Raw genomic sequence first — 21193 nt, 5'->3', positions numbered from 1 at the left:
AGCCGTCGTGTCGCGATGCACCAGGCCGGGGCAGTGCAGGTCTCCCGGCTGCACCACCCCGGCCGGCAACCCCGTCCGTGCCTCCTAGTCGACGGGAGCCTGGATGTCGGCGAGCCGTTCAGTCGCTACCTGGTGGTAGTGCTCGGACAGCTCGATGCCGATGAACGACCGGCCCGACGCGAGCACCGCCTCGCCCGTCGAACCGGAGCCGGCGAAGGGGTCGAGGACGACACCGCCGGGGCGGCAGATCTGGACGAGTTCCGCCAGGAGCCCGTCGACGGGCTTCTGCGTGATGTGGCGGCGCTGGCGCCCGCCGGGCTGGCTGGCGGAGAACATGCCGGGCAGGTAGATCTCGCGCTGGTTGTCGTAGGGCCCGTTGGTGCCCCACAGGATGTACTCGCAGGCCGCGCGGAAGCCGCCACGGCGGGGCCGGTTGACCGGCTTGTACCAGGTGAGTGTGCCCTGCCAGGTCCAGCCGGCGACCTGCAAGGCGTCCGACGTGGCGGGCAGTTGGCGCCAGTCAGTGAACACGAGGCAGTGTCCACCTGAGACGGTGGCGCGGAGGGCGTGTTCGAGCACGAGGGATAGCCATGTGATGTAGCTGCGCTGGTCGCGGTTGTCGCCGGTGAAGTCGGCGAGGTCGTGCTGGGCGTCGCCGGAGACGTACTTCGCACGCGCGCTCCGGGACCGGCGCTCGCCGTTGGTGCGTCCGCCCGAGTTGTAGGGCGGGTCCGTGATCACCGCGTCGACGGTCGCGGGCGCGATCGTGGGCAGGATGGCGAGTGCGTCGCCGTGGTGCATGACACTGGAAGGCATGGTGCCTCTCCCCTTCAGGCGGGCGCCCGCACCGAGCAGGTCGGGGGGCGGTCGTGTGCCATGGAGGGCAGCAGCCGGAGGCTACTGGGGAGACACCTCACGTTGAGATGATCAAGCTACCTTCTCTGTCACCTGGGGGCAACAACCGATAGTCGCGTGGCGCATCACAGGAACCGCACCCGCGGCCGGCCGCCGAGGTCCCGCTCGGCGACCATGTACCGCAGCGCGTCGACGCCGTGGTCGTTCTCCTTGACCGGGGTCTCCTTCGGCGGCTTCCCCTCGGACACGTCCCACACGTACCCGGGGATCTCGTCCACGGTGGACAGCGGCTTCGCGGCGGCCTCCAGGTCCGAGTCGCGCTCGACGAGCGAGTCACGCAGCAGGAACAGGCGGGGCTTGCCGTCGCCGGCCGGGCGCAGGCGTGCCTGCACGGCCTGGATCCCGTCCGACACGGTCTTCTTCGCGGCCACCGTGCCGAGCCCGAGGTGGCGTTCGAGCGTGGCGCGATCCTCGGCGTCGTGGTCGCAGATCACCGCACGCGGCCGGGGTTCCCGCCACTTCCCCTCAGGCGCCACGATGTGCAGGATGTCCTTGGCGTGGTCCTCGACCAGGCGGCGGGTGCGGTAGATCTCCCGGTACAGGTACAGGCGGCCGTCGTGGTCCTCGGCCCAGCATTGCAGCACGAACGGATTGGTGAACCCGAAGTCCACGCTCCACCAGCGGGTCCAGTCGTCGGGGATGTCGAACCGGTCGACGTGGTGGATCGCCGGGGTCCAGTCCTCGTAGATCTGGCCCTCGGCGGCGACCCACAGGCCGTCCTTCAGGCGGAGCCGCCGGACGCCGGTGAGGGCGTCGAGCTTGGAGATGTACGCCTCGCCGACCTCGGTGCGGGTGCCGTCCTCGCGCACCAGCACGGGGTTGTCCTCGTGCCGGGACTCGATCATCCGCGTGACACCTTTGTCACAGCGCTTCTTGAGCCAGTGGGTGGCGGTGTCGGGGTTGGTGTCGGCGATGATCTGCTGGAACGACACCTTGCCGTTGCGGAGGCGGGTGGTGATGGCTTCCCAGTCGGTCTCGGTCAGCTCGATCGCTTCCTGGACGTAGACGATGTCGTATTCCGAGGACATGATCTTGGTGGGCTTGTCCATCCCGCCGACGTTGATCACACTGCCGTTGGTGTACCGGTAGCAGGCGGCTTCCTGCTGGGAGCCGCCGAACCAGCGGACGTGGCCGGCCGCGATGGACTCGGCGGCGACGTGCTCGCGGAAGGTGACCAGTGCGGTGTTGGTCATGGACACCTGGGTCTTGCGGACGATGAGGCCGCGCATGCCGGGGTTGAGCAGGCACATCAGGTGCAGCTTCTCCAGGCACGCGCGGGACTTGCCGGTGCCTGCCGGGCCCGAGAGCAGCACCTCGGGGTCCCGGCAGGCGAGCAGCCGCTTCGCCGCCCCGCGCGGCCGGTACCGGTGCTCGACGACGGCGGGCGCGGTCACTTCTCGATGACCCTCTGCGGCTCGCGGTTCTCGGTGGTCCGGGACCACCGCAACCCTTCCGCGTCCACGAAGGTCACCTCGGCGAACACCCTCGGCGGCTCGATCCGCTTTGACGGCTTGTCCTCCAGGCGCTCGAACAGGTGGCCGGAGGTGCGTTCGTCACCGGGCGCCACCACCCTCCAGAGTGCGCAGGGAAGGTCTGCCGCCGTCACACTTCCGCTGTCCATTTGTAGGACCCAGTTCGGCTCGGGGCCGTCCGTCTTGACGGTGAGGCGCGTAAGAACAATATCCGTAATCGGCAAGGTGCCGTGGTTCCCGTCCACGGCGAGGTGCCGCGTAGCGAGTGATCGCGGGCTGGCCGGGGGTGGAACTAGCACCCCCGGCCAGCTTTCCCAGCGTACCGCCACCCGTGATACTTGAATGTAGTCAAGCATTAAGGCATGATAGACGACATGGAGCCCTGGAACATCACACTCTCGGTGGTCCTCGACCGGCCAGTCCCGCGCGAACACGTCTTCCCGCTCGGCCGCCGCATCGCCGGCGAACACCTGCTGTCGGTCGGCGAGCACGAGACCGCGTTCACCATCACGATGACCAGCACCACCACCGACCCCCTCGACGCGCTCACCCAGGCGCGGGCAGCGCTGCTCGAGCAGCTGGCCAGCAGCGGCTACACGGTCACCGGGTGGGACGCGGCCGAAGCCCTCTCCTACGCCGAGGTCGAGCGGCGCCTGTCGAACTCGTCGATCCCGCCGATGGTGTCGGCCGCCGAATTCGCGGAGTTGTGCGGCGTGCGGAAGCAGTGGATCTACGACCTGGAGAGCAAGCGCGCGGCCGCGGCCCGCGAGGGCAAGCCGCACCCGTTCCCGACCCCGGTCGTGCCCGGGTACTGGTTGAAGTCGGCCGCCGAACACTTCGCCAAGAACCGCAAGCGGAAGCCGGGTCCGGCACCACGACCCGGCAACCGGTTGCTGGCGCCGCGCGACTACCCGAAGCCCATCGAGCCGCACGCCTAGGCGCCGGCCAGTACGGCCCGTTCGAACGGCCAGGGCCACCGCTGCTCGACGGTCACGGTGGTGCGCTTGACATCGTCGCCCTCGATCACAAAGCGGCCGTCCTCGTCGCGGACGAGCTGCTCGAACGTGATCCGGCCATCATCGACCACGATCTCAGCGGGAATCGGTACGAGGTTCGGGTCCACGCCGTGCGCGATCACCCAATCACGAGCGAGGTTCAGGTCGGCGTCGTTCGCGCCGCGCTCCACAACGATCTTCACTTCATTGCCTCCGTGTCGACGCCTTCGACGATGTATTTCACGGTCTGGTCGGTCTCGATCTGCTGCTTCACCGGCGTGTCGAGGCCGAGGATCGCGCGCCGGGCGGCCTGGATCTTCAGGAGCCGGTCGACGGCTTCGAGGAGCGGGCCGTCGTCGACGAGGGGCGCCCCGTAGCGGATCAGAAACTCGCCCTTGTCGTCCCGCTTCGGGTTGCCCTGCTCGTCGAGCACGAGGTCCTGCGCCCACACCACGCGGCCGTGGGACACCACGACGTGCTCGCGGTCGAGGACGCCCTGCACGGCGCGTTCCATCGCGTCGAGCTTGTGCAGCTCGGCGGCCCGGTAGGTGGCGACGGCCTCGAACTTGGTCTCGCGGATGGCCTCCCAGTACAGCTGGTGGGCGCGCTGCTTGGTGAAGCCGAGTTCGTCGCCGATCTGCTGGAACGTCTTGCCTTGGCGCTTGAGGTCGACGACGGCAGTGCGGACCTCTTCCGAGGCGATCTGTTCGTCAGCGGACCGGTTGTCGCTGTTGGTGGGCATGTCAACCTCCTTCGGTCAGTGTTTCAAGCGGGGGGCTGGTCGAGCCGGATTTCGAGCCAGAGGCGCCGGGGGCCGGGGTCGGTATGGATCTCGGGTGCGAACCACGTGAGGTGGCTCGGGTTGTCGTCCGGGATGAGGCCGGCGTCGACGAGCCCGTCGACGGCCGGCTTCTGGGAGGCGATGAGGTTGTCGGTGTCGCGCCGGCGTCCGTCGCCGGGCCGGTAGTGCAGTTGCACCGTGATGTGGTCCTGGCGGCCGACGCGGTGGCGTTTCATGGCGGCGAGCGCGGCCCAGCCGGTGCCTTCGCGGATCTGCTCGACGAGCTTGGCCTTCGCGAACGGGTTGTGGTTCTGGTTCAGAGTGAGCGGCTTGCCGGCAGGCAGCTTGGTCACCGGCCGCTTCCGGGACCGCGGGCGAGTGGGCTGGACCACGAGCGGCACGTCGACCTCGAACACCAGCTGCGCGGTCACCGGGTCACCTCATGTTCGCCCGGTGCCGGTGCACCAGCCGCAGGGTTCGTCGTTGCCGTCGGCGTCCTTGGTCCAGCCGGGGCTGGTCCGGCACATGGGGCATGGGTTGCCGCTGGTGTCGCGTTGGTCGCGGTTGTCCCGGCGTGGGAGCACGAGCTCTCCTCTCCTCGTTTCTGGTGCTTGCGCCGGACCGCGGCCCAGCCGCCGCATCGCGCGGCCGGGGTGCCGTTGGCCCGGTACGGCACGCCGTCGATGAACGGGGGCTGGTAGTCCAGTGGCGAGCCAGGCACGGTCGCGCCGGAGGGGTGTCGCCATTCGAGCGGGCGTCGCATGCCTTCGTGGCACCAGAACGGCTGGCCGGTGGCGGCGAGCCGTTCGAGGTCGTCGAGGTCGGCCGCGGCGTCCGGGGCGCCGGTCCGCTCGGGCGAGCGGGGCCGGTACGCGCAGCCGTCGCACATGCCGTCCCGTGTACCGGGCTCCAGGCCGGTGCGGGGCGGCATCTGGGCGAGGTCGTAGACGGGCTCCCAGCAGGTGCAGCCGCGGGCACCGTGCTGCGCGGAGCCCATGCAGCAGGGGACGTCGTCGTTGCCGACGTCGGGCCAGTCCCCTGCCTCGTGGTACGGGAGCGTCGTCATGGCGCTGGCACCTCGGCAGGCTCCCAGGGTTCGCAGTCGGGCGCGGCGCACCGGCTTGGGCCGGCGCCGAAGTCCGCGGTCCACTCGGTGGGCGAGTGCTGGACGAGGACGACGCCGACTGCTCCGGAGACCAGGTGCTGCACGAAGGCGCGCCGCGGTTCCCAGCCGATCGCGCGGGCGGTCTCGGCCGCGCCGTTCGGCAGGACGCGGGCGATCCGCGTGGAGTAGAGCGCGACCTCCAGATCGCGGTCGGGGTCGATCTCGATGCGGTCAGCCACGCGCGGCCTCCTCGAGCTGTTCGGGGGCCCGCTCGACGATCTCGACGGACTCGGGCAGCACGGCGTAGGGCATCGACTCGCCCGGCTGCCGCACGGCGAGCCAGCCGCGCCCGTTGATGTGCTCGTCCTCGACGACCTCGCCCTCGACGAGCGGGAACTGCGCGCCGCCGTAGCCCCGGACCGTGTCGCCGGGCTTGGCTCGCTCGGGTTGCGGAGCGGCGGCGGTGAGGCAGTGGCCGTGGTGCTCGCGGAGTTCGGCCAGCTCGGCGTCGCGGGCCCGGATGATCTCGCAGGCCTTCTCGTAGGCCCAGACGGTCGGGTACGGCTGCCGGTCGTGCGCGACCGCCAGGTCCCGCTCGCGCCGCGCCGCGGCCAGCGCTTCACCAGGTACGAGCCCGTGCGGGTAGGCCCGGCGCAGCGCGGTGCGGACCTTGCCGAGGTCGGCGGAGCGGATGTCGAAGCCGGTGCCAGTGTCGCCGCAGCGGTGGCAGAGGGCGTCGTGCACGAGGCCGAGCACGGTGGCGACCACGTCCTCCTCCGGGCTGTGGCCGCTCGCCGGGGAGCTGGCATATTCGCCGGCATTTTCGGTAGCAAGTTCGGTCACTTCAGTGTCCTTTCTGGAGGGTCGCCGCCCGGCGGTTCCGGGCGGCGACGGGTGGTCAGCAGTCGCGGGTGACGCTCGCTGGTCGGACGCCCGCGAGGCGGACGGGGAAGGCCCCTTCATCGGCGAGGTTCATGCGGCCGTCACGCCCGACGAAGGTGACCTTGAGCAGCGTCACCGGGCACTGGGCGGCCTTGCTGCCGTGGTAGCGAACGAAGTCGCCTTCCTCGACGCGGGCGCCGGCCTGGTCGGTGGTGGTGGCCATCTGGACCTCCTGGGTGGTTGGTGGGTGGGGTGTGTCCACCATAGCGCCGTAGCTTTCGTTTCCGCAAGTCTTGATACGAGTCGTCGACGAGCGAAGTCGACTAGCTATGTCGTGTACTGCCAGCAAGTTGCCTAGCTAGTCACCTTCCGCGACATGCCCCGACCCTTTCGTTTTCGCAAGTCGATGTGTTACGCTTCTTGCGGAAACGAAAGGAGGTGAGACAGGATGGACAAGGACGCGCGGAAGGTCCTCCGGGAGGCCGAGCGGCAGGGGTTCGAGATCCGGACCACGAAGCGAGGCCACCCCGTGGTCTACCGAGACGGGGTCTTCGTGACCACATACTCGGGGACACCGGGTGACCGGCGGGCGATCCGCAACTTCATCGCGGCGCTCCGGCGGGCGGGCTTCATCTGGCCCCCGAAGTGACGCGGAGGCCCCGGCCAGAGAGTGGCTGGCCGGGGCCGACCCCAGTATCGCCCACGGAAGGAACCCAGTGCCATGGCCGAATTCGCCCTGTACGTCGCCGTCGATCTGCCGGCCGACAGCCTGACCGAGGACCAGCTCGACGCGCTCGCCGAGGTCGGTGCCGGCTACCACGCCGCGTGGTCGCGGTCGCCGTCGGCATCCGGGTGGCTGGCGGTGCACCTGACGCTGCAGGCCGAGGTGCTGCGCCAGGCCACGGATCTCGCGTTCCTCGTCGTCCCGGACCTGATCAAGCGCGCCGGCCTCGGCTGGCACACGCCGGTCTACCTGGAGGCGATGACGGACGCCGAGTTCCAGGACCGGCAGGAGCAGCCGCCGATTCCGCCGTTGCTGTCGGTGGCGGAGGCGGCCGCGGTGCTCGGTCGGACCGAGCAGGCGGTGCGCCTGCAGGCCGAGAAGGGCCGGTATGGCGCGTTCCGGATCGGGAAGACGTGGGCGTTCCCGCGGTCCCTTGTGGAAGCTGCCGCGCGTCCGGAGCCCGCGAAGGGCTGAGATCGCCTCAGCGGGGTCGAGGAGGGGCCTGGCGGCCGGAGTGTCGCCGGGCCCCTCTTGCGTTGCGCCACGGCGCAACCGGCCCGCGATCCGGGCCGCTTGCGCGTGATCCGTCGACGCCGGGTTGGGCTGGGACATCAGAACGGTCCCTCGTCGCGCGCTGCGGGGTCCGCGGGCTCGGCGGGCGGCGGGCCCCACGGGGCCTCGGCGAGCTGCCGTCGATTGCGCCAGGCGTGGAATCGCCAGGTGATCCGCCACCACCAGCGCTGGAGCCGGGACGGGTTGCACTCCCGGCAACGCCGTCCGCGCCAGTCGGTGCCGCTGTCGTTGCAGTCGCAGCAGTACGGCTCCTCGCGCCCCGGCCGCAGGAGGTCGTCGTCCTCGTCGTACCAGTCGGGCTCGGCTTCCCACGGGTCGTGGTCGAGCTCGTCTTCGAGCTCGATCAGCGCGTCGAGTTCCGGGTCGTAGTCGGTCACGATGCCTCCCGGGTGATCGCGTCAGTGAGCAGGTCGAGCACCAGCTGCCAGGCGCGGCGGCGAGCGGTCCAGTGCTCGTCGACGTGGTCGCGGCAGAAGTAGCTGGTGTGCCAGCCGCCGGGATCGGGCCACAGCTCGTGCGGGCGCTGCAGCTGGCGCCACCGGATCGACGGCAGCGTGTCGACCCAGCCCGCGATCTCGGCGCGGCGCGGGTCATCGCCGATCAGGCCGGCCAGCTCCTCCCACGGCATGAGGTTCGCCGGGGTGCGGCTCCAGCCCCACGTCTCGCCGCACTCGCGAGCTCCCGCCCACCACTCGGCCGCCGCCTCGAACCCGAGCCCAGCGTGCGAGATGCAGTACGCCCACGCGCCGCCAGCACGTGGCTTGCGGCTGTCGCCGGGCCGCCAGCAGCGCAACTCGACAACGATCTGGAGTGCCTCGGGAATGGCGTCGCGCAGGCACGTCAGCGCGTCGACCACTCGCTGTCGTTCGGCTGAGACCACGGCGCCGAAGAGGTCCAGCTGCACCGGGGCTTGGGCACGCATGGTCGTCGTCATGATCCGGCGCTCCCTCCGGCTTTCGCGCCGGTGCCGCCGGTGGTGCCAGCCTTGACGCCGAACCCGCCGCGCTGGATGGACGAGATCGATCCGCCGGTCTTCGGCATGCCCTTCGCGACCGGCGCACCGGAGGGCACGTTGCGGATGCCAACGTTCGCGGGGACGCGCGACCCGACGGGCGGGATCACGGTGGCGCCGTTGGACATCGGCACCCACAGGAAGAACATGCCGGGCGTGCTGGCGTTGCCGGTGTCGTCCCAGTCGCCGCAGGCGTCGTCGTCGAGCCGGGTCCCGGTGGCCTGGTCGACGCAGACGGCGCCGTACTGGGCGTCGGGCGGGGTGGCGGTGTCGCATCCGGCGAGGAAGAGGGCGGCGACCGCGGAGACGTAGCCGAGGGCGGGGCCGCGGCCCATGCGCCGGCCGGTCACCTCGGCTGGCCTTCGGGCTGCCCGGGCGGGAGCGGCGGGTTACAGGAGTCGCAGCTGATGCGCTCGATCTCCGTGGAGTGCATCTCGGGGTCGTGCGGGGCCACCTCGGCGTACATCTCGGCGGTGGCGCGCGGCTGGTGCTCGCGGCACGGCTCGGACTCGGTCGGCATGCCGCAGACGCCGCACACGTGGCCGCCGGGCGGGATGGTGGCGTCCCACACGTCGGGGGCGTCGGTGGAGGTGGGGTCGGTCATCGAAGAGCCTCCTCGATCGCTGCGACGTTCTTGCACGGCCACGGCGTGAACGTGACGTGGGTGGCGCAGCCAGCGCACTGCGGGCCAGTGCCACGGTCGACCGGCCGGTGCATGTCGAGGACGGCGCGGAGGGCGTCGAACGCCTTCGGCGCGGCGGCTTCGAGGATCTGGAACGGCACCCCGCGGGGGTTCTCCTGCCCTGCGTACGCTTCGAGGGCTTCGCGCGCGGTCACTGCTGGGGTCCTTCCTGGCCCTCACGTGGCTCCCAGATCGTCCAGAGCCCACATCCGGGGCACTGGCGCTGATCGTGGGTGATGAGCATGTACTCGGCCCATTCGGCCCGGTCGATGTAGCCGGTGGGCTGCTGGTGCTCCTGGCAGCGTGGATCGCACCCTGGCCCCATGTTGATGGGGATGCAGCGCCGGTGCGGGCTGCCTGGCGGGTCTGTGACGCCTTCGCACAGGATCACGTTCGCCATCAGCTCTGTCCTTCCTGTGGCCGGGACACCGTGGCAGATCCACGCTGGATCGACACGATCTCCCCGCGACCGCTCGCCACTGCGCCGCAGCCCGTGTACGTACCGTCAGGCTCGACGATGCTGGTCCGGGTGTAGCCGTCGCTGAACAGCCGCATGGTCACCCAGTCGCCCGGCTCCGGACCGGGTTCGGGCTGTGGCTGGGAGACCTGGGTGAGAGCGGTGCGCACGTCGGCCACGGACAAGGTGAGCGAGTGCTCCGACCAGATCGACTCCTTCTCGGCCGCGGCGCACAGGGCGAGCACGGCGTCGATGCGGGCCTGGAGGTCGTCGCGCTCGGCTTCGACCTTCGTCGTGTAGGGCAGCACGGTGTTCTGGTGGTCGCGTTCCCAGCGGTCGGCCAGCTCCTTCCAGCCTTCCGCCTCCCGCTGCGCCTCGGCCAGTTCGGCGCGGAGTCGAGTGGTGTCGTCGTCTGCGAGTCGCTCTCGCACGAGTCGGCGGGCGTCTTCGGGAAGCGGGTCGACTTTGCTGCAGTGCCAGACGATGCCGTCCCAGTCCGCAGGGGCGTCCTTGGTGTACAGGCCGTGGGTCGGGCTCCACCACAGGGGCGGCATCTCGGCAGGCACAGAGGTGATGCACGAGCGCGTGGGTGTGTCGTCGTCTGCGGCCCCTTGCGGGGTGAAGTCCTGCACGATCTCGACGACGCGCTCCAACGCGGCGTGGTAGCCCGCGACGCGCTCCGGGTGCGGCTGAGGCCCCTCCGCATCCACCGCTACTTCGATGGCACGCTCATCGGCTTCCAGTTCGGCAAGAAGCTGCGCACGCCAGGCGGCCCGGTCTGCGGCCCCCTGCTCGGCGAGAACACCAGCCGAGACGAGCCAGTTGACGATCCCCGCGCTGACCACGTGTGAAGGCGCGTCGTAGTCGCGGTACTGATCGATAACGCGCGCGACCATGCCAGCGGTCTGCGCCATCAGGTCACCGAGGTCCGGGTGTGCGGCTCCCTGCTTCCGCCAGCCCGCGGCGAGCAGGGCGTCGGCGATGATGAACGAGTCGTCCCAGTCTGGGCCCTCCGCCTCCCGCGGTGCCGAGTCGAACACGAGCCGGGCCAGCTCGTCGCGGTGTTCGTTGTGGGTGGTCATCGGGACTCCTCGAAAAGGTGGAACACGAACGGGCCGGACTGCCAGGTAGCGAGGTACGTGGCGGCATCCGTGGGCATGGGCTGTCCGGTGCCGACGATGAACAGGCGGCGCCGCTCGACCGGCTGGGCCGGGTCGACCAGCGCCCACAGCTGCGGTTGGCCGTCCTGCATCTGCACCGTGAGGATCTGGGCGCCGCGGGGCATCGGGATCACGGGCTCGCCGATCAGGTTGAGCGGGAACTTCCACACGGTCCGGTCGTTGTGGGTGGTCATCACGCCTCCCGGCTCGCGATGACGGACGTGTCCAGCTCGATGCGGAGGTCGATCGGGCGGTTGCGGTGGGACAGCTCCATGTCGCCGGCTTCGAGGCGGCGCATGTTCTCGTCGATGTCGGCCTGGGTCTCGTACCCGATGCTGAACACCATGTTGTCGACGCCGCGCACCTGCTCGACGAGGTCGAGGATCGTGTACAGGACGGTGTTTCGTGGGTTGAACGGTTTGGTGCAGATCGCCCATCGCCCGTCGGCAGACACGGCCCGGACGGTGTAGCGGAGCTTCTCCTCGGCGAACTTGAGCTTGTCGCCAACGGCAAGGCGGAGGCGGTCGGTGGTGGTCATCGGTCAGGCCTCCTCGGTGAACGGGGGCAGCTCGACGGTCACGACGGCCGGCACCAGACCGGGAGCCTCGTCGACGTCGTCCGGCTCGGGCTCGGGCTCGGAGGCCTCGACCTGCCACGTCTTCGCGCGCGGCGCCAGGTGCCGCTCCCCGGGCAGCCACGAGTACGTGTCCGGCTCGGGCTCGTCGACGCGCTGCCCGACGTGCCACCTGATCCCGTCGTCGCTGGACTGGTCGTGGTCCTCGGCCTTGAGGCACCGGTAGGTGAACGGGCGCAACCGCTCGTGCACCGGGTGGTCGGCGTAGGGCTGGATTACCCAGCGGCACTGGCGCTCGTCCTCGTCGTTCCACTCCCCCGGCTCCTCGCGGCCGACGGCTTCCTCGGGCCACCAGGCGCCGCAGTCCTCGCAGCCGAACCCGCCGTCGTCCCAGTGGGTTTCCTCGCCGCAGATCGAGCAGTCCGGGGCGCGGTGCTCGATGGGCGGGGGCGGCACGCGCCGAGTGGTCTTCGGTTCGGTCGTGGTCATGCGGTCTCTCCTGGAGCTACGGCTGCCTCGGCGGGCTGCTTGCGGCTGGGGTGGAAGCCCTGGAGCGGGACCCGCGTGCCGTTCGAGCCGGGGCGGGTGCAGGGCTGGCGGACCGTGGCGTTGCAGTGGCTGCACGGGTTGAGGAGCGGGTTGTCCTGGATCTCAGCCGGGGCGTCGGCCGCGCCGGGCTGGTTGTCGAAGAGGCCGAAGCGCCCGTCCCGTCCTCGGGGCTTGCGGCGGCTCATGCCGGGCCTCGCTGGTCAAGGCGTCTTGGGTCAACCCGTCGCGTGCTGCCGCCGAGCGGGTAGCGGTGCAGGATCTCGGCGGCGAGGTTCGCGACTTCCTCCCACAGGGTCATCTCGGGGGAGGCGATCGCGGGGTGTTCGGTCCAGTTGTTGTTCGGGTCCCAGAGCGCGGCCAGCTCGTCGGTGATCTTCACGGCGGCGTCGCAGGGCGCGCAGTCGCGTCGGTGCAGGGTCACGATGCCTCCGCGAGGCGGGTGTCGTCGTTTTCCTGGTCGAGCCAGCGCTGGAGCATGTCGTTGGTGGGGCCTTCGGCGGGGAGTCCGACGAGGTTGCGGAGGTAGTGGAGTTGGTTGGTGGGGATGGGTGCGGTGTAGGTGCCTTCGGGGTCGCCGGTGCGGCGCCAGCGGGCGTAGTGCTTCTGGCAGTAGCCCTTGGCGGCGTGTTCGTCGGTGCAGGCGTCGACGGTGCAGATGCGGGTGGCGGTCACGAGGGCTCCTTCCGGGCGCGCTGGATGAAGTCGGTGATGTCGCTGGGCAGGAGGTGGCGGGGTTGGCCTGCGTCGGGTCCGTTGGGCCAGACCGGGCGCGGGCGGCGGGTGTGGAAGTCGCGGACGGCTTGCATGGCGGTCTGGGTGTCCCAGTTGCCGATGGCGGCTTGGGTGCCCCAGGCGTCGACGATGGCGGGGCCGGCGGTGGCGAGGGCGTGGTTGCCGGAGAGCTCGCACATGAGCGCGATGAGCCGGACGACGGCGGTGCGGGGCATGGGCGAGTAGGTCTCCCAGTCGGCGGAGATGGCTTCGAGGTAGCCGGGGAGGGTCACGTCGTCTCCTGGGTGGCGGTGGTGCGGCGTGCGGCGAGTTCGGCCTCGACGAGTGCGCGGCCGCGGGCGGCGCGGGCGGTGGCGTCGGGGTCGTGGTCGCAGAGTTGGGTGCCGATGTAGCCGGCGGGGTCGCAGAGGGCGCAGTTGGCGATGGCGGCGGCTCGGTCGGCGGCGCGTTGGCGGGCTTCGGCGGAGCGGGCGTCGTGGTGGGCGTGGCGCTGCTGGGCGTCCCAGGCTTCGGCGGCTTCGCGGGCGGTGGCGCAGCCGCGGCAGGGCGGCGGGTCGGTGTGGCCGAGGTGCTTGCGGCACTGGGCAGGCGGGCGCTGCTCGGTGGGGGGCGCCTCGCGCGGGTACGTGCTCGCGGGCGCGCGCGACCCCCCAACTGAACCACCTGCAAGAGGTTCCCCTTCCCCTTCCCCTTCCCCTTCCCCTTCCCCGCGGGGTTCCGGGAACTCGTCTCGATCCTTTACGGGTTCGGGATTGGTTCGCGAACCGTTCGGGATAGGTTCGGGATGGGTTACCGATTCAATCGGGAACAGTTCGTCAGCAACGGTGTTCGCGTCCTTGCGGCGCAACCGCCGAAGCTCGCCCGCGAGCGCCTTCCGCAGCTTCGGCGATTCCACCGTGAGGGCGGCCTTCAGCGCCGCCTTGAACACGTTCGGGATCTTCAGCACGCCGTCGTTGCGGATGAACGAGCGGATCAGCACCTCCTCGGTGTCCTCGTCGACCACCACGAATCGGTGCTCGGCCAGAGAGGCGAGCGTCGCGGCGATCTCTTCCTCGGTGGTGTAGTCGGATCCCTTGGCCCACTTGCGGACCTGCAGCGGAAGCACACCGGCCTGCGTGACGTTGCCCTGGGACAGCAGGAGGAAGTACAGGCGCTGCTCGAGCGGCGGCAGCTTGCGCCAGTCCAGGTCGGACCAGATGCGGGTGAAGACCCGCGCGTGCTCGCGTGCCATCAGATGGCCCCGCTCACGATGCGCAGGCCGCGGCCGATGCGCGGCTCGCGGGTGATGTAGCCCTTCGTGACGAGCCGGTCGATCCGGCCGCGCACGGTGCCGCGTGGCGTGTTCAGCGCGGCGGCCAGCTCCCGCAGCAGCGGCGGGCGCCCGACGGCCGCGATGTAGCCGGCGAGCACGTGCAGGGTCGAGCTTTCGGTGGGGGTCAGCTCGGGCAGCGGCCGGATCATCGCCCGGGTCGTGCTCGTGTTGACCTCGCACGGGAACGGCGTGCGGCAGGTCGGGCAGATGACGGTCTTCTGGCCGTCGTGGACGGCTTCGGCTGGCTGGTGCGCGGTGAGATGCTGGAGATCCACGCTCGCCCCCTTCGTTCGTTGTGGTGGATGCCGGGTCGCCCGCGGTGATCGGGACACAGCGGGCGGCCCGGCGGCTCGTGAGGTGGTGGCCCGGCGCAGCTCGACGGCCTGGTCCCCGAGGGGGAGTGGGGGGTCATGAGCCCGCTTTCGATTCCCGCCGCGGCACCCAAGCGCGGGCAGGTGACGTTGACGCCGGACACCGGGGTGCTACTGCTGCGGGTTCAGCGCCGCCGGGGCTGGCGCCGAGGAGGACCGGCACGCCGCCCTCGTCCCTCGATCCGAGGCCCGTGTCGGGTTGGGACGGTTCGTCAGCCAACGGATTTCCTTTCATTGGTTGGGCTGGACGTTCTCGCGCCGAGCTGCGGATCAGCGCCGTCGCGGCGCGGCCGCCGCTTCGAGCACGACCGCGACGGCAAGATCCCGAGGCGCCAGGCGGTGTCGACGGCGGCGGCACGGTCGTTCACCTCGAGGTTGCGGAACAGCGCGGTGATCCGCTCCCTCTCGACGTAGCGGCGCTCGAGGAGCTGGCGGGCGGCGGTCACGCCGCACCTCCCACGAGGTGCCGCAGCGCGGCCGGGGCCGCCATCGCGGCCTGGGTGCGGTTCTTCACGTCGAGCTTGCGGAACAGGCGACGCGCGTGGGTCTTCACGGTGTCGACCGAGAGGTAGAGGTCGGCGCCGATCTCCTCGTTCGTCATGCCGAGCGCCATGCCGGCGAGCACCTGGTACTCGCGCAGCGTGAGCAGCTGCCCGTCGGGCACGTGGCGCTCGTCGGTGTAGATCTGCTCGGCGGTGATCTGGCTGGGGCGGGTTGCGGTCGCGGGCCGTGGTGTGAGGTTGATGTGGTTGGCCTTGGCCCACGCGGTGAACAGCAGCAGCGTCGGCTTGTCCAGGGCGGGGGTGGCGAGTTCGTTCACGGGTTCCACTCCTGGTGGTCGATGCACGCGGGCCACCAGGCGCGGATGTCCGTGCCGGGGCCGTGGGTGCGGCGCGCGCCGTTCCCGGCGGCGCACTTTGCATAGGTGTTGTCGTGGTGCTTGAGCAGCTCGCGGAAGAGGCAGCTGCCGCAGCGCGGGCCAGGGGCGTTGCGGTCCGCAGGGGGCGGGGCGTCGGGGTGCAGGCGCAGCGGCCAGCCCAGGGCGGCGGTGAGCGGGTGCAACCCGCTGGTGAGGCACTCGCCCTGCCGCTCGCGGCGCCGCTCGGCCGCGGTCATCTCGGGTGCACGGCAGAGGGACCCGGCCGTGTAGACGTGCGGGCCGCCGGGCTGCCCGATGGTCCAGATGACCCAGAAGTGGTTGCGGTTGCTGACCTTGTCGAACGCGACCTGCACCACGCGGCCCCGCCACGTCGCGTCACCGCGGTACCCGACGCGCTCGTCGACGGCGAACATCGGCCGGTAGGCGCTGACTTCGCCGCCGGACCACAGGGGCAGCGCGTGCTGCTGGGTCTCGTTCATCAGCGCCCTCTCCCCCAGTCGGCCAGCTCGCCGCGGATCCGCTGGAACAGCGGTGCCCACGGCTCCGGCGGTGTCGGTGCGACCTCGCCAGACAGGTCGGCGATCTGGTTGCGCGGGTACGGCTTGCCGCACGCCGGATCCGTGCACGGCCCGATGGGCTGGCCCGGCTCCGCCGCCAGGTAGAGGTGCCGATGGCCTGCGCCCTCCGCGGAGGGCCGGTCGACGGCCTGTTCCAGCTCCGCGATGCGCGCCTTGAGCTTCGCGGCTTCCTCGTCGGCGACCGCCATGGCGCGGGCCAGCTGCTGTCGGCCCGCGCGCAGTTCGCTCGTCAGGCGGTCCACCTCGCCGCTGGCGCCGCGGAACTGGGCTTTCGCCTCGTTCGCTTCCGCTCTGGCGGCGGCGAGTTCGGCGCGCGCCTGCTCGAGTTCCTCGGCCAGGCGCTGCTTGTCGGTCTTGAGCCGGTCGCACGAGCGGGCGTGCCCGTCGACCGTGCGGCGCAGCTCGGCGATCAGGTCGTCCTTGTGCTGCAGCTCGGCGGCAGCCGTCGGGTCGGGCCGGGCCGGCGCGCTGGTCTCGATCAGCGGCCGGACGGCGTCGGCGAACGGCTTGATCGTGTCGTCGCCGAGCGGGTCGTAGCCGCGCTGGCGGGCGATCCGCTCGTCGGTGCGCTTCAGCACCGCGTACACATCGGGTTTCGTCGAGGTCATGGCAACGCCCTGGTTCGGTCCGCCCGGGCCTGCGCGGCAGCGAGCTTGTGCCCGACGTTGGCGACCTTGTCGGCGGCGTGGCGCAAGGGCGGGCAGGGGACGAGGCTGTCGAGGAGGAGCAGGGCGAAGGCGGTGTTGTAGGCCGCGGTCGCGAGCGCGTGGTTCACGGGGTCACCACCTGCCACTGCTCGCCGTCCCAGTGGACGAGCACGGAGCCGGGGATCCGTTCCTGGGTGAAGCGGGCGGCGTTCTCGCTCTGCGGCACGAGGGTGTAGTCCGGGTGCTGGACGGCCCACTCCTTGCCGGGATCCGGGCCGTCGATGGGCACGACGACGCGGGTGGCGAAGTCGGCCTCGTGGCCGGTGTCGAGCCGGACTCGGACGGTGTCGTGGCGCGGGATGACGGTGCCGTAGGTGACCCCGACGCGGACCCGCTGGCCGGGCTTGAGTTCAGGCATGGTCAGTACCTCCCGATCCAGTCGGCGAGGACCATGACCAGCAGCGGCCCGGCGATCGCGGCGATCAGCACGCCGACGGTCCACAGGCAGCCCTTGGCGGACACCTGCCCGGCGCCGGGGATGTAGTCCTTCACGTCGTCACCGCCCGGTTGGTCGTCGGGCAGGTGGGGCACGCCGAGCAGCAGGGGCCGCAGTCGTCCGGGTCGCAGCAGCCCGCGGCGCGGTGCAGCGAGCAGCACTGGACGTCGGCTGCGACGGGCCGGATCGGCCACTCCCGGGAGACGTGCACGGCGCGGGACGCTTCGACGCCCTCCTCGCGCAGCTTCACCCGGCGCAGGTACGCCTCGAACGAGGCGGCCTGCTCGGCGTACCACTCGGCCTGGCGGCCGTGCAGCTCCGGCAGCTCCATGCCCGCCAGCTCGCGGTACATGTTGGCCTGCTTCCACGCCACACGGGCGGCGGCGAGGGCGTCGGCCGCCGCGCCGTGCGCGTCTTCTTCGGACAGGTCGACGCCGTAGCAGGCCGCGGTGATGGCGAGCTTGCGCGAGCCCTTGCGGTAGCGGTCGTAGTGCTTGTCGATCACGAAGGGGTCGATCACCGTGCCGTGCTCGACCAGGCCCTCGCCCGTGTGGCGGCGCAGCTCGCGGTCGAGCAGGGTGAGGTCGAACGAGGCGTTGTAGGCGATGACGGGGTACATGGCCTGCCAGGCGATGTTCAGCGCTCCGGCGATCTCGGAGACGACCTCGGCGGCCGGGCGGCCGCCGGCGCGGGCCATCTCCGTGGAGATGCCGTGCACGGCGGTCGCCTCGGCGGGGACGTCGATGCCGGGGTCGGCCAACCACTGGTCGGTGTGGACGGCGCCGGACAGCGGGTCGATGGTGATGATCGCGGCGGTGACGATCCGGTCGTTCTCGACGTCGGTGCCGGTGGTCTCGGTGTCGAACGCGATCAGCGTGCCGCGGTGCCAGTCGCTCATCAGGCACCCGCCTGCAGGTCGGGGTCGTCCGGGAGCAACTGGTTGTCTGCGGCGGCTTCCTGGTCGCGGGCCCATTCCTCGTAGGCGTCGTTGTCGACGATCTCGCCCGCGACGATGCCCGGCGGGTCGGACTTGTCGGCCTGCTGCCCGGCGGCGGCTTCGAGGGCGTCGATCACCGCCCCCGCCTCGTCCTTGGTCAGCTCGGCTCGGGAGTTGACGGAGTGGCCGATGATGTCGCGGACGTAGGCGAGCGCGGCGGACCGTTCGGTGATGCCCGCCTGGCGCATGAGGGCGCCCATCTTCCTCTGCTGCGCCTGCGTGATCGGCTCGGACGGCGCGGTGCCCTCGGCTGGCGTTTCGAGGTCCGGCGCCGGTTCGGCCGTGGCCGCCTCGTTGGCGGGCTCGGTGCCGTCGGTGGTGTCCGCCGGGGCGGGGGTTGTTCCCAGCAGCGCCGCGGCCGACTCGCGCTTGGGTCGGTCGCGCACGATCTCGGCTTCGGCGCTGATGACCTGGAGTTCCTCGACGGTGTAGTCCAGGCCGGCGAGGGCGTCGGGGGCGATCCGGCGGCACACGTCGCCCAGCGCGCGGGCGTAGAGCATCGACTGCGGGTCGGTGAGGTACTTCTCGTTGCCGATGACCTTGCCGGTCTTGTCGTTGGTGCGGTACTTGCCGGTCTTCGGGTCGATCGTCGGGACGTACCCGGCCTGCTTCGCGCGCTCGATGGTCCAGGTGACGGTCTCGACGTGGTCGGAGCCGCGGCGCTGCCCGGACACGGTGGCGGAGGTGTCGGTGACCTCGACGGTGCGCACGGTGTGCCCCTTGGACATGACCAGCGCGGCCATCTGCCGGGCGTACATGCCGGGGTTGCCGTTGACCACGTACAGAGCGCGCAGGGCGCTCATGGGGTCGAGGCCGATCGCGGCGCCGTAGAGGATCGCGGCGGCCACGTCGTCGGGCTTGCCGCGCCACTGGTAGGGCACGAACGCCGTGTTCGCCAACGCTTTCGCGAGCTGGTGCGCGCCCTGCATCTGCTGGACGGTCCGCATGATGAGCGCGCTGCCGTCGTTGTCGAGGGCCGGAACGTTCGTGCCGCCGCTGTAGTGGGCGAGGTCGGTCATGGGATCAGAACTCCAGTTCGTCGAGGGTGTCGGCGCGGTACCAGGCCGGCGGCTGGATGGGGTGGATGCCGTCGCCGTAGCCGGGCCAGCGGCCGGTCTCCAGGCAGTCGGCGTACAGGTCGATCGCGAACCGGACCCGGTCCGCGGCCACGGCCAGGAACGCCGGTTCGAGCTCCACCACGGACACCAGGTGCGGCGGTTCCTTTTCCACGAGGACGTGGATGAAGCGCGGCGCCGTGTCGCGGCCGGTGACGATCGTGGTGCCCGTCCGGTAGTGGGCGCCCTGTTCCGGGTAGCCGAAGTCGACGGCGTGCCGGGCGAACCGGCGCGGGTCCGCGCTGCGCGCCGACTTCAGGTCGACCACGACGTTCGCCCGCTCGTGCCAGTAGTCCAGGCGCCCGCGGCAGCGGACACCGGTGGCCGGGTCGTCCCACAGGATCGACACCTCCGGCTCCGCGCCGGACAGCAGCGGCCCGGCGTCGGGGTGCCCGAGCACCGCGTCGGCCATCGCCGCGACCTCGGCGTACTCGTCCGACTTGAGCACGGTCATGCCGGCCGCGCGCGCCTCGGCCACGAAGGCCTTGGCCGCCTTGGTGGACACGGCTCCGTTCGCGGCGAGCAGCTCGTCGGGGATCACCGCGACGTCGAGCCCGACGCCGAGCACCTTGGCGTGCACCGCGTGCCCGAAGTCGAACGTCGACTTGGCGGGGGGTGCGGGATGGTCGGCATGCCAGCGGTACACCGCGGGCGCGTGCAGCATCCGCTTGACGCCCGTGGAGGACAGGCCGGGCAACCCGTGGTAGGTCTCCTCGGGCACCCCGCCGTACATGCCCGGCTCGGTGATCTGCGGACGCTCCAGGGTGGCGGTCATCGCCGATCACCTCCCACCGCGACGCCCAGGAGGGCCAGCAGGACGAGGGCACCGACGGCCAGCGCGGGCAGCGGCAGCAGGGCCGCGATGTCGGCGCTCACACCGCCTCCAGCACGCCGGTCGCGACGTACTGCGCGAGCTGGTCGAGGGAGATCTCGGTGGCCCACTTCGTCGGGTCGACCAGGCGGTGCAGCTCGCCGTCCTCGATCGCCCACACGTCCACGATCAGGTCGTCAATGCCGCCCCGGACCCGAACCTCGGTGCGGTGTCCCTCCTCGTCGTGCCGACGGAGGTACACCCGCGGCCCGGCCAGGGTCTTCGCCCACATCAGCACGGCGGGCGCGGCGCCGGCCTCGCCGAGGAACTCGCGAGCGCTGACCTGCAGCTCCGCGGCCACCTCCCTGTCCCCGCGGTGAACGATCACGTGCGACAGGTCGGGGAAGAAGCCGAGGTGCTCGGCGAGGACACGGAACAGCGTGCTCTGCGGGTGCAAGACGGTCGCGCTCATCGCAGGGCCTCCACCAGGTCGGCGGCGTGCTCCGGGACCTCGATCGCGATGTCCGCGTCACCGGGGACACGGCGCACGGCAGCGGGCGCGCAGTCGCGGCACGGTTCGATCTGCCAGAGCCGGTCGGTCGCGCTGACCCGCATGACCGCGACCGCGTTCTCCATCCCGCACCAGTCGCACGGCCAACCCACGAAGTGCGGGTCAACCTCGAGCAGCAGACCGCGCGCGCCCGCGGCTTCGATGAGGGCGACCATGTCGGCGTGCCGCGGGATCGGCATGGTCTGCTCCACCTGCGAGACCACGGCGGGCAAATCGGCCTCGTCTGCCTCCTGCGCGAACCAGCTGCGCACCCGCGCGGTCAGCCGCTCGAGCCATGCCCAAGCGCCGAAACGCGGGCCGGGCACCGGCAGGTCGGCGGGCAGGGCGCCGGAGATCGGCAGCAGGTCGACGACGGTGGTTTCCTCGGGCGCGTGCTGGCGATGCGTGGTGTCGGCCTGGACGGGCTGGTCGCCTCGGACGCTGCGCCACACCTCGATGAACGGGACGGTGGCGTAGCCGTCGGCATTCGCCGCCCCGTTGGGGTCGTGCTTGCCGGGTACGATCGTGCTGGTCACCGGGTGCTCCTTCCTGTGGGGTTCCGGTGGTCTCGGCCCGTCTTCCGCGGTAGCGGCGCGGAGGCGGGCCCCTTCATCGGTGGGGATCAGGCGGCGCGGAGCCGGTTGATGCGGCGAGACTTGCGGCCGCGCCGGTTCTTCGCCCTGCGTGCGCTCACCCGCTCGGGCCGGGCGGTGCCGCCGTACACGTGCTTGTTCTGCAGTCCGGACAGGACGCCGAGGCCGTAGCCGCCCTGCTGGCCGTCGAGTTGGGTTTTCACGGTGGTCTCCTTCGTGGGGTTGGGTGG

Annotated in this window: 42 protein-coding genes; 3 read left to right on the top strand and 39 right to left on the bottom strand. The window is 71.1% G+C overall.

What is annotated here, in order from left to right; genetic code table 11:
- Positions 1-84 precede the first annotated feature (84 nt).
- From AMYTH_RS0132465 to AMYTH_RS49170, 3 genes are all read right to left on the bottom strand, one after another.
- Positions 85-816: a DNA-methyltransferase gene (locus AMYTH_RS0132465; protein WP_027933728.1), complete on the bottom strand. Its 732-nt coding sequence runs from the start codon at positions 814-816 to the stop codon at positions 85-87.
- Positions 817-980: 164 nt separating this feature from the next.
- Positions 981-2309 carry a phage terminase large subunit gene (locus AMYTH_RS46145; protein ID WP_037322848.1) on the bottom strand — a complete coding sequence of 443 codons (1329 nt, stop codon included), beginning with the start codon at positions 2307-2309 and terminating at the stop codon, positions 981-983.
- A complete protein-coding gene (locus AMYTH_RS49170) occupies positions 2306-2743 on the bottom strand; it encodes a hypothetical protein (RefSeq protein ID WP_157360689.1) in 438 nt (145 codons plus the stop codon). The genes AMYTH_RS46145 and AMYTH_RS49170 overlap by 4 nt, the downstream gene beginning before the upstream one ends.
- A 6-nt stretch (positions 2744-2749) precedes the next feature.
- Here AMYTH_RS49170 and AMYTH_RS0132450 point away from each other — a divergent pair, with 6 nt between their 5' ends.
- Complete coding sequence (locus AMYTH_RS0132450; protein ID WP_209440805.1) at positions 2750-3325, top strand: hypothetical protein; 576 nt, start codon at positions 2750-2752, stop codon at positions 3323-3325.
- Here the strand turns inward: AMYTH_RS0132450 and AMYTH_RS0132445 are convergent.
- From AMYTH_RS0132445 to AMYTH_RS0132420, 7 genes are read right to left on the bottom strand one after another with little or no spacing between them, the layout of a single operon-like run.
- Positions 3322-3585 carry a hypothetical protein gene (locus AMYTH_RS0132445; protein ID WP_027933726.1) on the bottom strand — a complete coding sequence of 88 codons (264 nt, stop codon included), beginning with the start codon at positions 3583-3585 and terminating at the stop codon, positions 3322-3324. The two genes, AMYTH_RS0132450 and AMYTH_RS0132445, sit on opposite strands and share 4 nt — an antisense overlap.
- Positions 3582-4124 (bottom strand): hypothetical protein, encoded by a 543-nt coding sequence (locus tag AMYTH_RS0132440; RefSeq protein ID WP_027933725.1) that lies wholly within the window; start codon positions 4122-4124, stop codon positions 3582-3584. Before AMYTH_RS0132440 ends, AMYTH_RS0132445 begins: the two co-directional genes overlap by 4 nt.
- Positions 4125-4147: 23 nt before the next feature.
- On the bottom strand, positions 4148-4594 hold the full coding sequence (locus AMYTH_RS46140) for a RusA family crossover junction endodeoxyribonuclease (RefSeq protein WP_051362883.1): 447 nt from the start codon (positions 4592-4594) through the stop codon (positions 4148-4150).
- Positions 4591-5229 carry a hypothetical protein gene (locus AMYTH_RS49165; protein ID WP_157360688.1) on the bottom strand — a complete coding sequence of 213 codons (639 nt, stop codon included), beginning with the start codon at positions 5227-5229 and terminating at the stop codon, positions 4591-4593. Before AMYTH_RS49165 ends, AMYTH_RS46140 begins: the two co-directional genes overlap by 4 nt.
- Entirely contained in the window at positions 5226-5507 is a 282-nt protein-coding gene (locus tag AMYTH_RS0132430) for a hypothetical protein (RefSeq protein ID WP_027933724.1), read from the bottom strand. The genes AMYTH_RS49165 and AMYTH_RS0132430 overlap by 4 nt, the downstream gene beginning before the upstream one ends.
- Positions 5500-6111, bottom strand: coding sequence for a hypothetical protein (locus AMYTH_RS0132425; protein ID WP_157360687.1), 612 nt, complete (start codon positions 6109-6111; stop codon positions 5500-5502). Before AMYTH_RS0132425 ends, AMYTH_RS0132430 begins: the two co-directional genes overlap by 8 nt.
- A 55-nt stretch (positions 6112-6166) precedes the next feature.
- Positions 6167-6373, bottom strand: coding sequence for a hypothetical protein (locus tag AMYTH_RS0132420; protein ID WP_027933722.1), 207 nt, complete (start codon positions 6371-6373; stop codon positions 6167-6169).
- A 225-nt stretch (positions 6374-6598) separates the two neighbouring features.
- Between AMYTH_RS0132420 and AMYTH_RS46135 the strand changes: the two genes are divergently transcribed.
- Both AMYTH_RS46135 and AMYTH_RS47275 read left to right on the top strand, forming a co-directional pair.
- Positions 6599-6799 (top strand): hypothetical protein, encoded by a 201-nt coding sequence (locus tag AMYTH_RS46135; RefSeq protein WP_051362882.1) that lies wholly within the window; start codon positions 6599-6601, stop codon positions 6797-6799.
- Positions 6800-6871: 72 nt separating this feature from the next.
- Entirely contained in the window at positions 6872-7348 is a 477-nt protein-coding gene (locus AMYTH_RS47275) for a helix-turn-helix domain-containing protein (protein WP_051362881.1), read from the top strand.
- A gap of 137 nt (positions 7349-7485) precedes the next feature.
- Here AMYTH_RS47275 and AMYTH_RS49160 read toward each other — a convergent pair whose 3' ends face one another.
- The 29 genes from AMYTH_RS49160 to AMYTH_RS49145 all read right to left on the bottom strand — a co-directional run bounded on the left by AMYTH_RS49160 (position 7486) and on the right by AMYTH_RS49145 (position 21166).
- Positions 7486-7824, bottom strand: coding sequence for a hypothetical protein (locus AMYTH_RS49160; protein ID WP_027933721.1), 339 nt, complete (start codon positions 7822-7824; stop codon positions 7486-7488).
- Positions 7821-8381 carry a hypothetical protein gene (locus AMYTH_RS0132400; RefSeq protein WP_027933720.1) on the bottom strand — a complete coding sequence of 187 codons (561 nt, stop codon included), beginning with the start codon at positions 8379-8381 and terminating at the stop codon, positions 7821-7823. The genes AMYTH_RS49160 and AMYTH_RS0132400 overlap by 4 nt, the downstream gene beginning before the upstream one ends.
- Positions 8378-8794, bottom strand: coding sequence for a hypothetical protein (locus AMYTH_RS47270; protein ID WP_027933719.1), 417 nt, complete (start codon positions 8792-8794; stop codon positions 8378-8380). Before AMYTH_RS47270 ends, AMYTH_RS0132400 begins: the two co-directional genes overlap by 4 nt.
- Positions 8795-8805: 11 nt before the next feature.
- Complete coding sequence (locus AMYTH_RS0132390) at positions 8806-9063, bottom strand: hypothetical protein (RefSeq protein WP_027933718.1); 258 nt, start codon at positions 9061-9063, stop codon at positions 8806-8808.
- Positions 9060-9296 carry a hypothetical protein gene (locus AMYTH_RS0132385; RefSeq protein ID WP_027933717.1) on the bottom strand — a complete coding sequence of 79 codons (237 nt, stop codon included), beginning with the start codon at positions 9294-9296 and terminating at the stop codon, positions 9060-9062. The genes AMYTH_RS0132390 and AMYTH_RS0132385 overlap by 4 nt, the downstream gene beginning before the upstream one ends.
- Positions 9293-9541, bottom strand: coding sequence for a hypothetical protein (locus tag AMYTH_RS0132380; protein WP_027933716.1), 249 nt, complete (start codon positions 9539-9541; stop codon positions 9293-9295). The genes AMYTH_RS0132385 and AMYTH_RS0132380 overlap by 4 nt, the downstream gene beginning before the upstream one ends.
- A complete protein-coding gene (locus AMYTH_RS0132375) occupies positions 9541-10680 on the bottom strand; it encodes a hypothetical protein (protein WP_027933715.1) in 1140 nt (379 codons plus the stop codon). Before AMYTH_RS0132375 ends, AMYTH_RS0132380 begins: the two co-directional genes overlap by 1 nt.
- Positions 10677-10952, bottom strand: a complete 276-nt coding sequence (locus AMYTH_RS0132370; protein ID WP_037322845.1) for a DUF7352 domain-containing protein — start codon at positions 10950-10952, stop codon at positions 10677-10679. The genes AMYTH_RS0132375 and AMYTH_RS0132370 overlap by 4 nt, the downstream gene beginning before the upstream one ends.
- Positions 10952-11296 (bottom strand): hypothetical protein, encoded by a 345-nt coding sequence (locus AMYTH_RS46120; protein WP_051362880.1) that lies wholly within the window; start codon positions 11294-11296, stop codon positions 10952-10954. The genes AMYTH_RS0132370 and AMYTH_RS46120 overlap by 1 nt, the downstream gene beginning before the upstream one ends.
- Positions 11297-11299: 3 nt before the next feature.
- Positions 11300-11821, bottom strand: coding sequence for a hypothetical protein (locus AMYTH_RS0132360; protein WP_027933713.1), 522 nt, complete (start codon positions 11819-11821; stop codon positions 11300-11302).
- Entirely contained in the window at positions 11818-12066 is a 249-nt protein-coding gene (locus tag AMYTH_RS49155; RefSeq protein WP_157360686.1) for a zinc finger domain-containing protein, read from the bottom strand. Before AMYTH_RS49155 ends, AMYTH_RS0132360 begins: the two co-directional genes overlap by 4 nt.
- Positions 12063-12302: a hypothetical protein gene (locus AMYTH_RS0132355; protein ID WP_027933712.1), complete on the bottom strand. Its 240-nt coding sequence runs from the start codon at positions 12300-12302 to the stop codon at positions 12063-12065. The genes AMYTH_RS49155 and AMYTH_RS0132355 overlap by 4 nt, the downstream gene beginning before the upstream one ends.
- The gene (locus tag AMYTH_RS47265) at positions 12299-12553 is read right to left on the bottom strand and encodes a hypothetical protein (RefSeq protein ID WP_027933711.1); all 255 of its coding nucleotides are present in this window, start codon (positions 12551-12553) and stop codon (positions 12299-12301) included. Before AMYTH_RS47265 ends, AMYTH_RS0132355 begins: the two co-directional genes overlap by 4 nt.
- A complete protein-coding gene (locus AMYTH_RS0132345) occupies positions 12550-12885 on the bottom strand; it encodes a hypothetical protein (protein ID WP_027933710.1) in 336 nt (111 codons plus the stop codon). The genes AMYTH_RS47265 and AMYTH_RS0132345 overlap by 4 nt, the downstream gene beginning before the upstream one ends.
- Entirely contained in the window at positions 12882-13844 is a 963-nt protein-coding gene (locus AMYTH_RS47260) for a hypothetical protein (protein ID WP_051362879.1), read from the bottom strand. The genes AMYTH_RS0132345 and AMYTH_RS47260 overlap by 4 nt, the downstream gene beginning before the upstream one ends.
- Entirely contained in the window at positions 13844-14200 is a 357-nt protein-coding gene (locus tag AMYTH_RS47255; protein WP_027933709.1) for a LexA family protein, read from the bottom strand. Before AMYTH_RS47255 ends, AMYTH_RS47260 begins: the two co-directional genes overlap by 1 nt.
- A gap of 308 nt (positions 14201-14508) precedes the next feature.
- Positions 14509-14742, bottom strand: coding sequence for a hypothetical protein (locus AMYTH_RS0132330; RefSeq protein ID WP_027933708.1), 234 nt, complete (start codon positions 14740-14742; stop codon positions 14509-14511).
- Positions 14739-15116 (bottom strand): response regulator transcription factor, encoded by a 378-nt coding sequence (locus tag AMYTH_RS51335; RefSeq protein WP_051362878.1) that lies wholly within the window; start codon positions 15114-15116, stop codon positions 14739-14741. Before AMYTH_RS51335 ends, AMYTH_RS0132330 begins: the two co-directional genes overlap by 4 nt.
- A complete protein-coding gene (locus AMYTH_RS0132320) occupies positions 15113-15655 on the bottom strand; it encodes a hypothetical protein (protein WP_027933707.1) in 543 nt (180 codons plus the stop codon). The genes AMYTH_RS51335 and AMYTH_RS0132320 overlap by 4 nt, the downstream gene beginning before the upstream one ends.
- The gene (locus AMYTH_RS0132315) at positions 15655-16362 is read right to left on the bottom strand and encodes a hypothetical protein (RefSeq protein WP_157360685.1); all 708 of its coding nucleotides are present in this window, start codon (positions 16360-16362) and stop codon (positions 15655-15657) included. The genes AMYTH_RS0132320 and AMYTH_RS0132315 overlap by 1 nt, the downstream gene beginning before the upstream one ends.
- Positions 16359-16529, bottom strand: coding sequence for a hypothetical protein (locus tag AMYTH_RS49150; protein WP_157360684.1), 171 nt, complete (start codon positions 16527-16529; stop codon positions 16359-16361). The genes AMYTH_RS0132315 and AMYTH_RS49150 overlap by 4 nt, the downstream gene beginning before the upstream one ends.
- Positions 16526-16819 (bottom strand): hypothetical protein, encoded by a 294-nt coding sequence (locus tag AMYTH_RS0132305; RefSeq protein ID WP_027933705.1) that lies wholly within the window; start codon positions 16817-16819, stop codon positions 16526-16528. The genes AMYTH_RS49150 and AMYTH_RS0132305 overlap by 4 nt, the downstream gene beginning before the upstream one ends.
- Positions 16820-16821: 2 nt before the next feature.
- On the bottom strand, positions 16822-16953 hold the full coding sequence (locus AMYTH_RS50970; protein WP_267283908.1) for a hypothetical protein: 132 nt from the start codon (positions 16951-16953) through the stop codon (positions 16822-16824).
- Positions 16950-17795 (bottom strand): exonuclease domain-containing protein, encoded by an 846-nt coding sequence (locus AMYTH_RS46095; protein WP_063630412.1) that lies wholly within the window; start codon positions 17793-17795, stop codon positions 16950-16952. Before AMYTH_RS46095 ends, AMYTH_RS50970 begins: the two co-directional genes overlap by 4 nt.
- Positions 17795-18913: a hypothetical protein gene (locus AMYTH_RS47245; RefSeq protein WP_051362877.1), complete on the bottom strand. Its 1119-nt coding sequence runs from the start codon at positions 18911-18913 to the stop codon at positions 17795-17797. The genes AMYTH_RS46095 and AMYTH_RS47245 overlap by 1 nt, the downstream gene beginning before the upstream one ends.
- A 4-nt stretch (positions 18914-18917) precedes the next feature.
- Positions 18918-19784, bottom strand: a complete 867-nt coding sequence (locus tag AMYTH_RS0132285) for a PD-(D/E)XK nuclease-like domain-containing protein (protein WP_027933704.1) — start codon at positions 19782-19784, stop codon at positions 18918-18920.
- Between the two features lie 97 nt (positions 19785-19881).
- Entirely contained in the window at positions 19882-20292 is a 411-nt protein-coding gene (locus AMYTH_RS0132275) for a hypothetical protein (RefSeq protein ID WP_027933703.1), read from the bottom strand.
- Positions 20289-20906, bottom strand: a complete 618-nt coding sequence (locus AMYTH_RS0132270; RefSeq protein ID WP_027933702.1) for a hypothetical protein — start codon at positions 20904-20906, stop codon at positions 20289-20291. Before AMYTH_RS0132270 ends, AMYTH_RS0132275 begins: the two co-directional genes overlap by 4 nt.
- 86 nt (positions 20907-20992) lie before the next feature.
- A complete protein-coding gene (locus AMYTH_RS49145) occupies positions 20993-21166 on the bottom strand; it encodes a hypothetical protein (RefSeq protein WP_157360683.1) in 174 nt (57 codons plus the stop codon).
- Positions 21167-21193 lie beyond the last annotated feature (27 nt).

This window comes from Amycolatopsis thermoflava N1165 (assembly GCF_000473265.1).
In the GTDB taxonomy this organism is placed as follows: domain Bacteria; phylum Actinomycetota; class Actinomycetes; order Mycobacteriales; family Pseudonocardiaceae; genus Amycolatopsis_E; species Amycolatopsis_E thermoflava.
The sequence above is the reverse complement of the archived record's forward strand: the minus strand, read 5'-3'. Positions and strand labels throughout refer to the sequence as shown.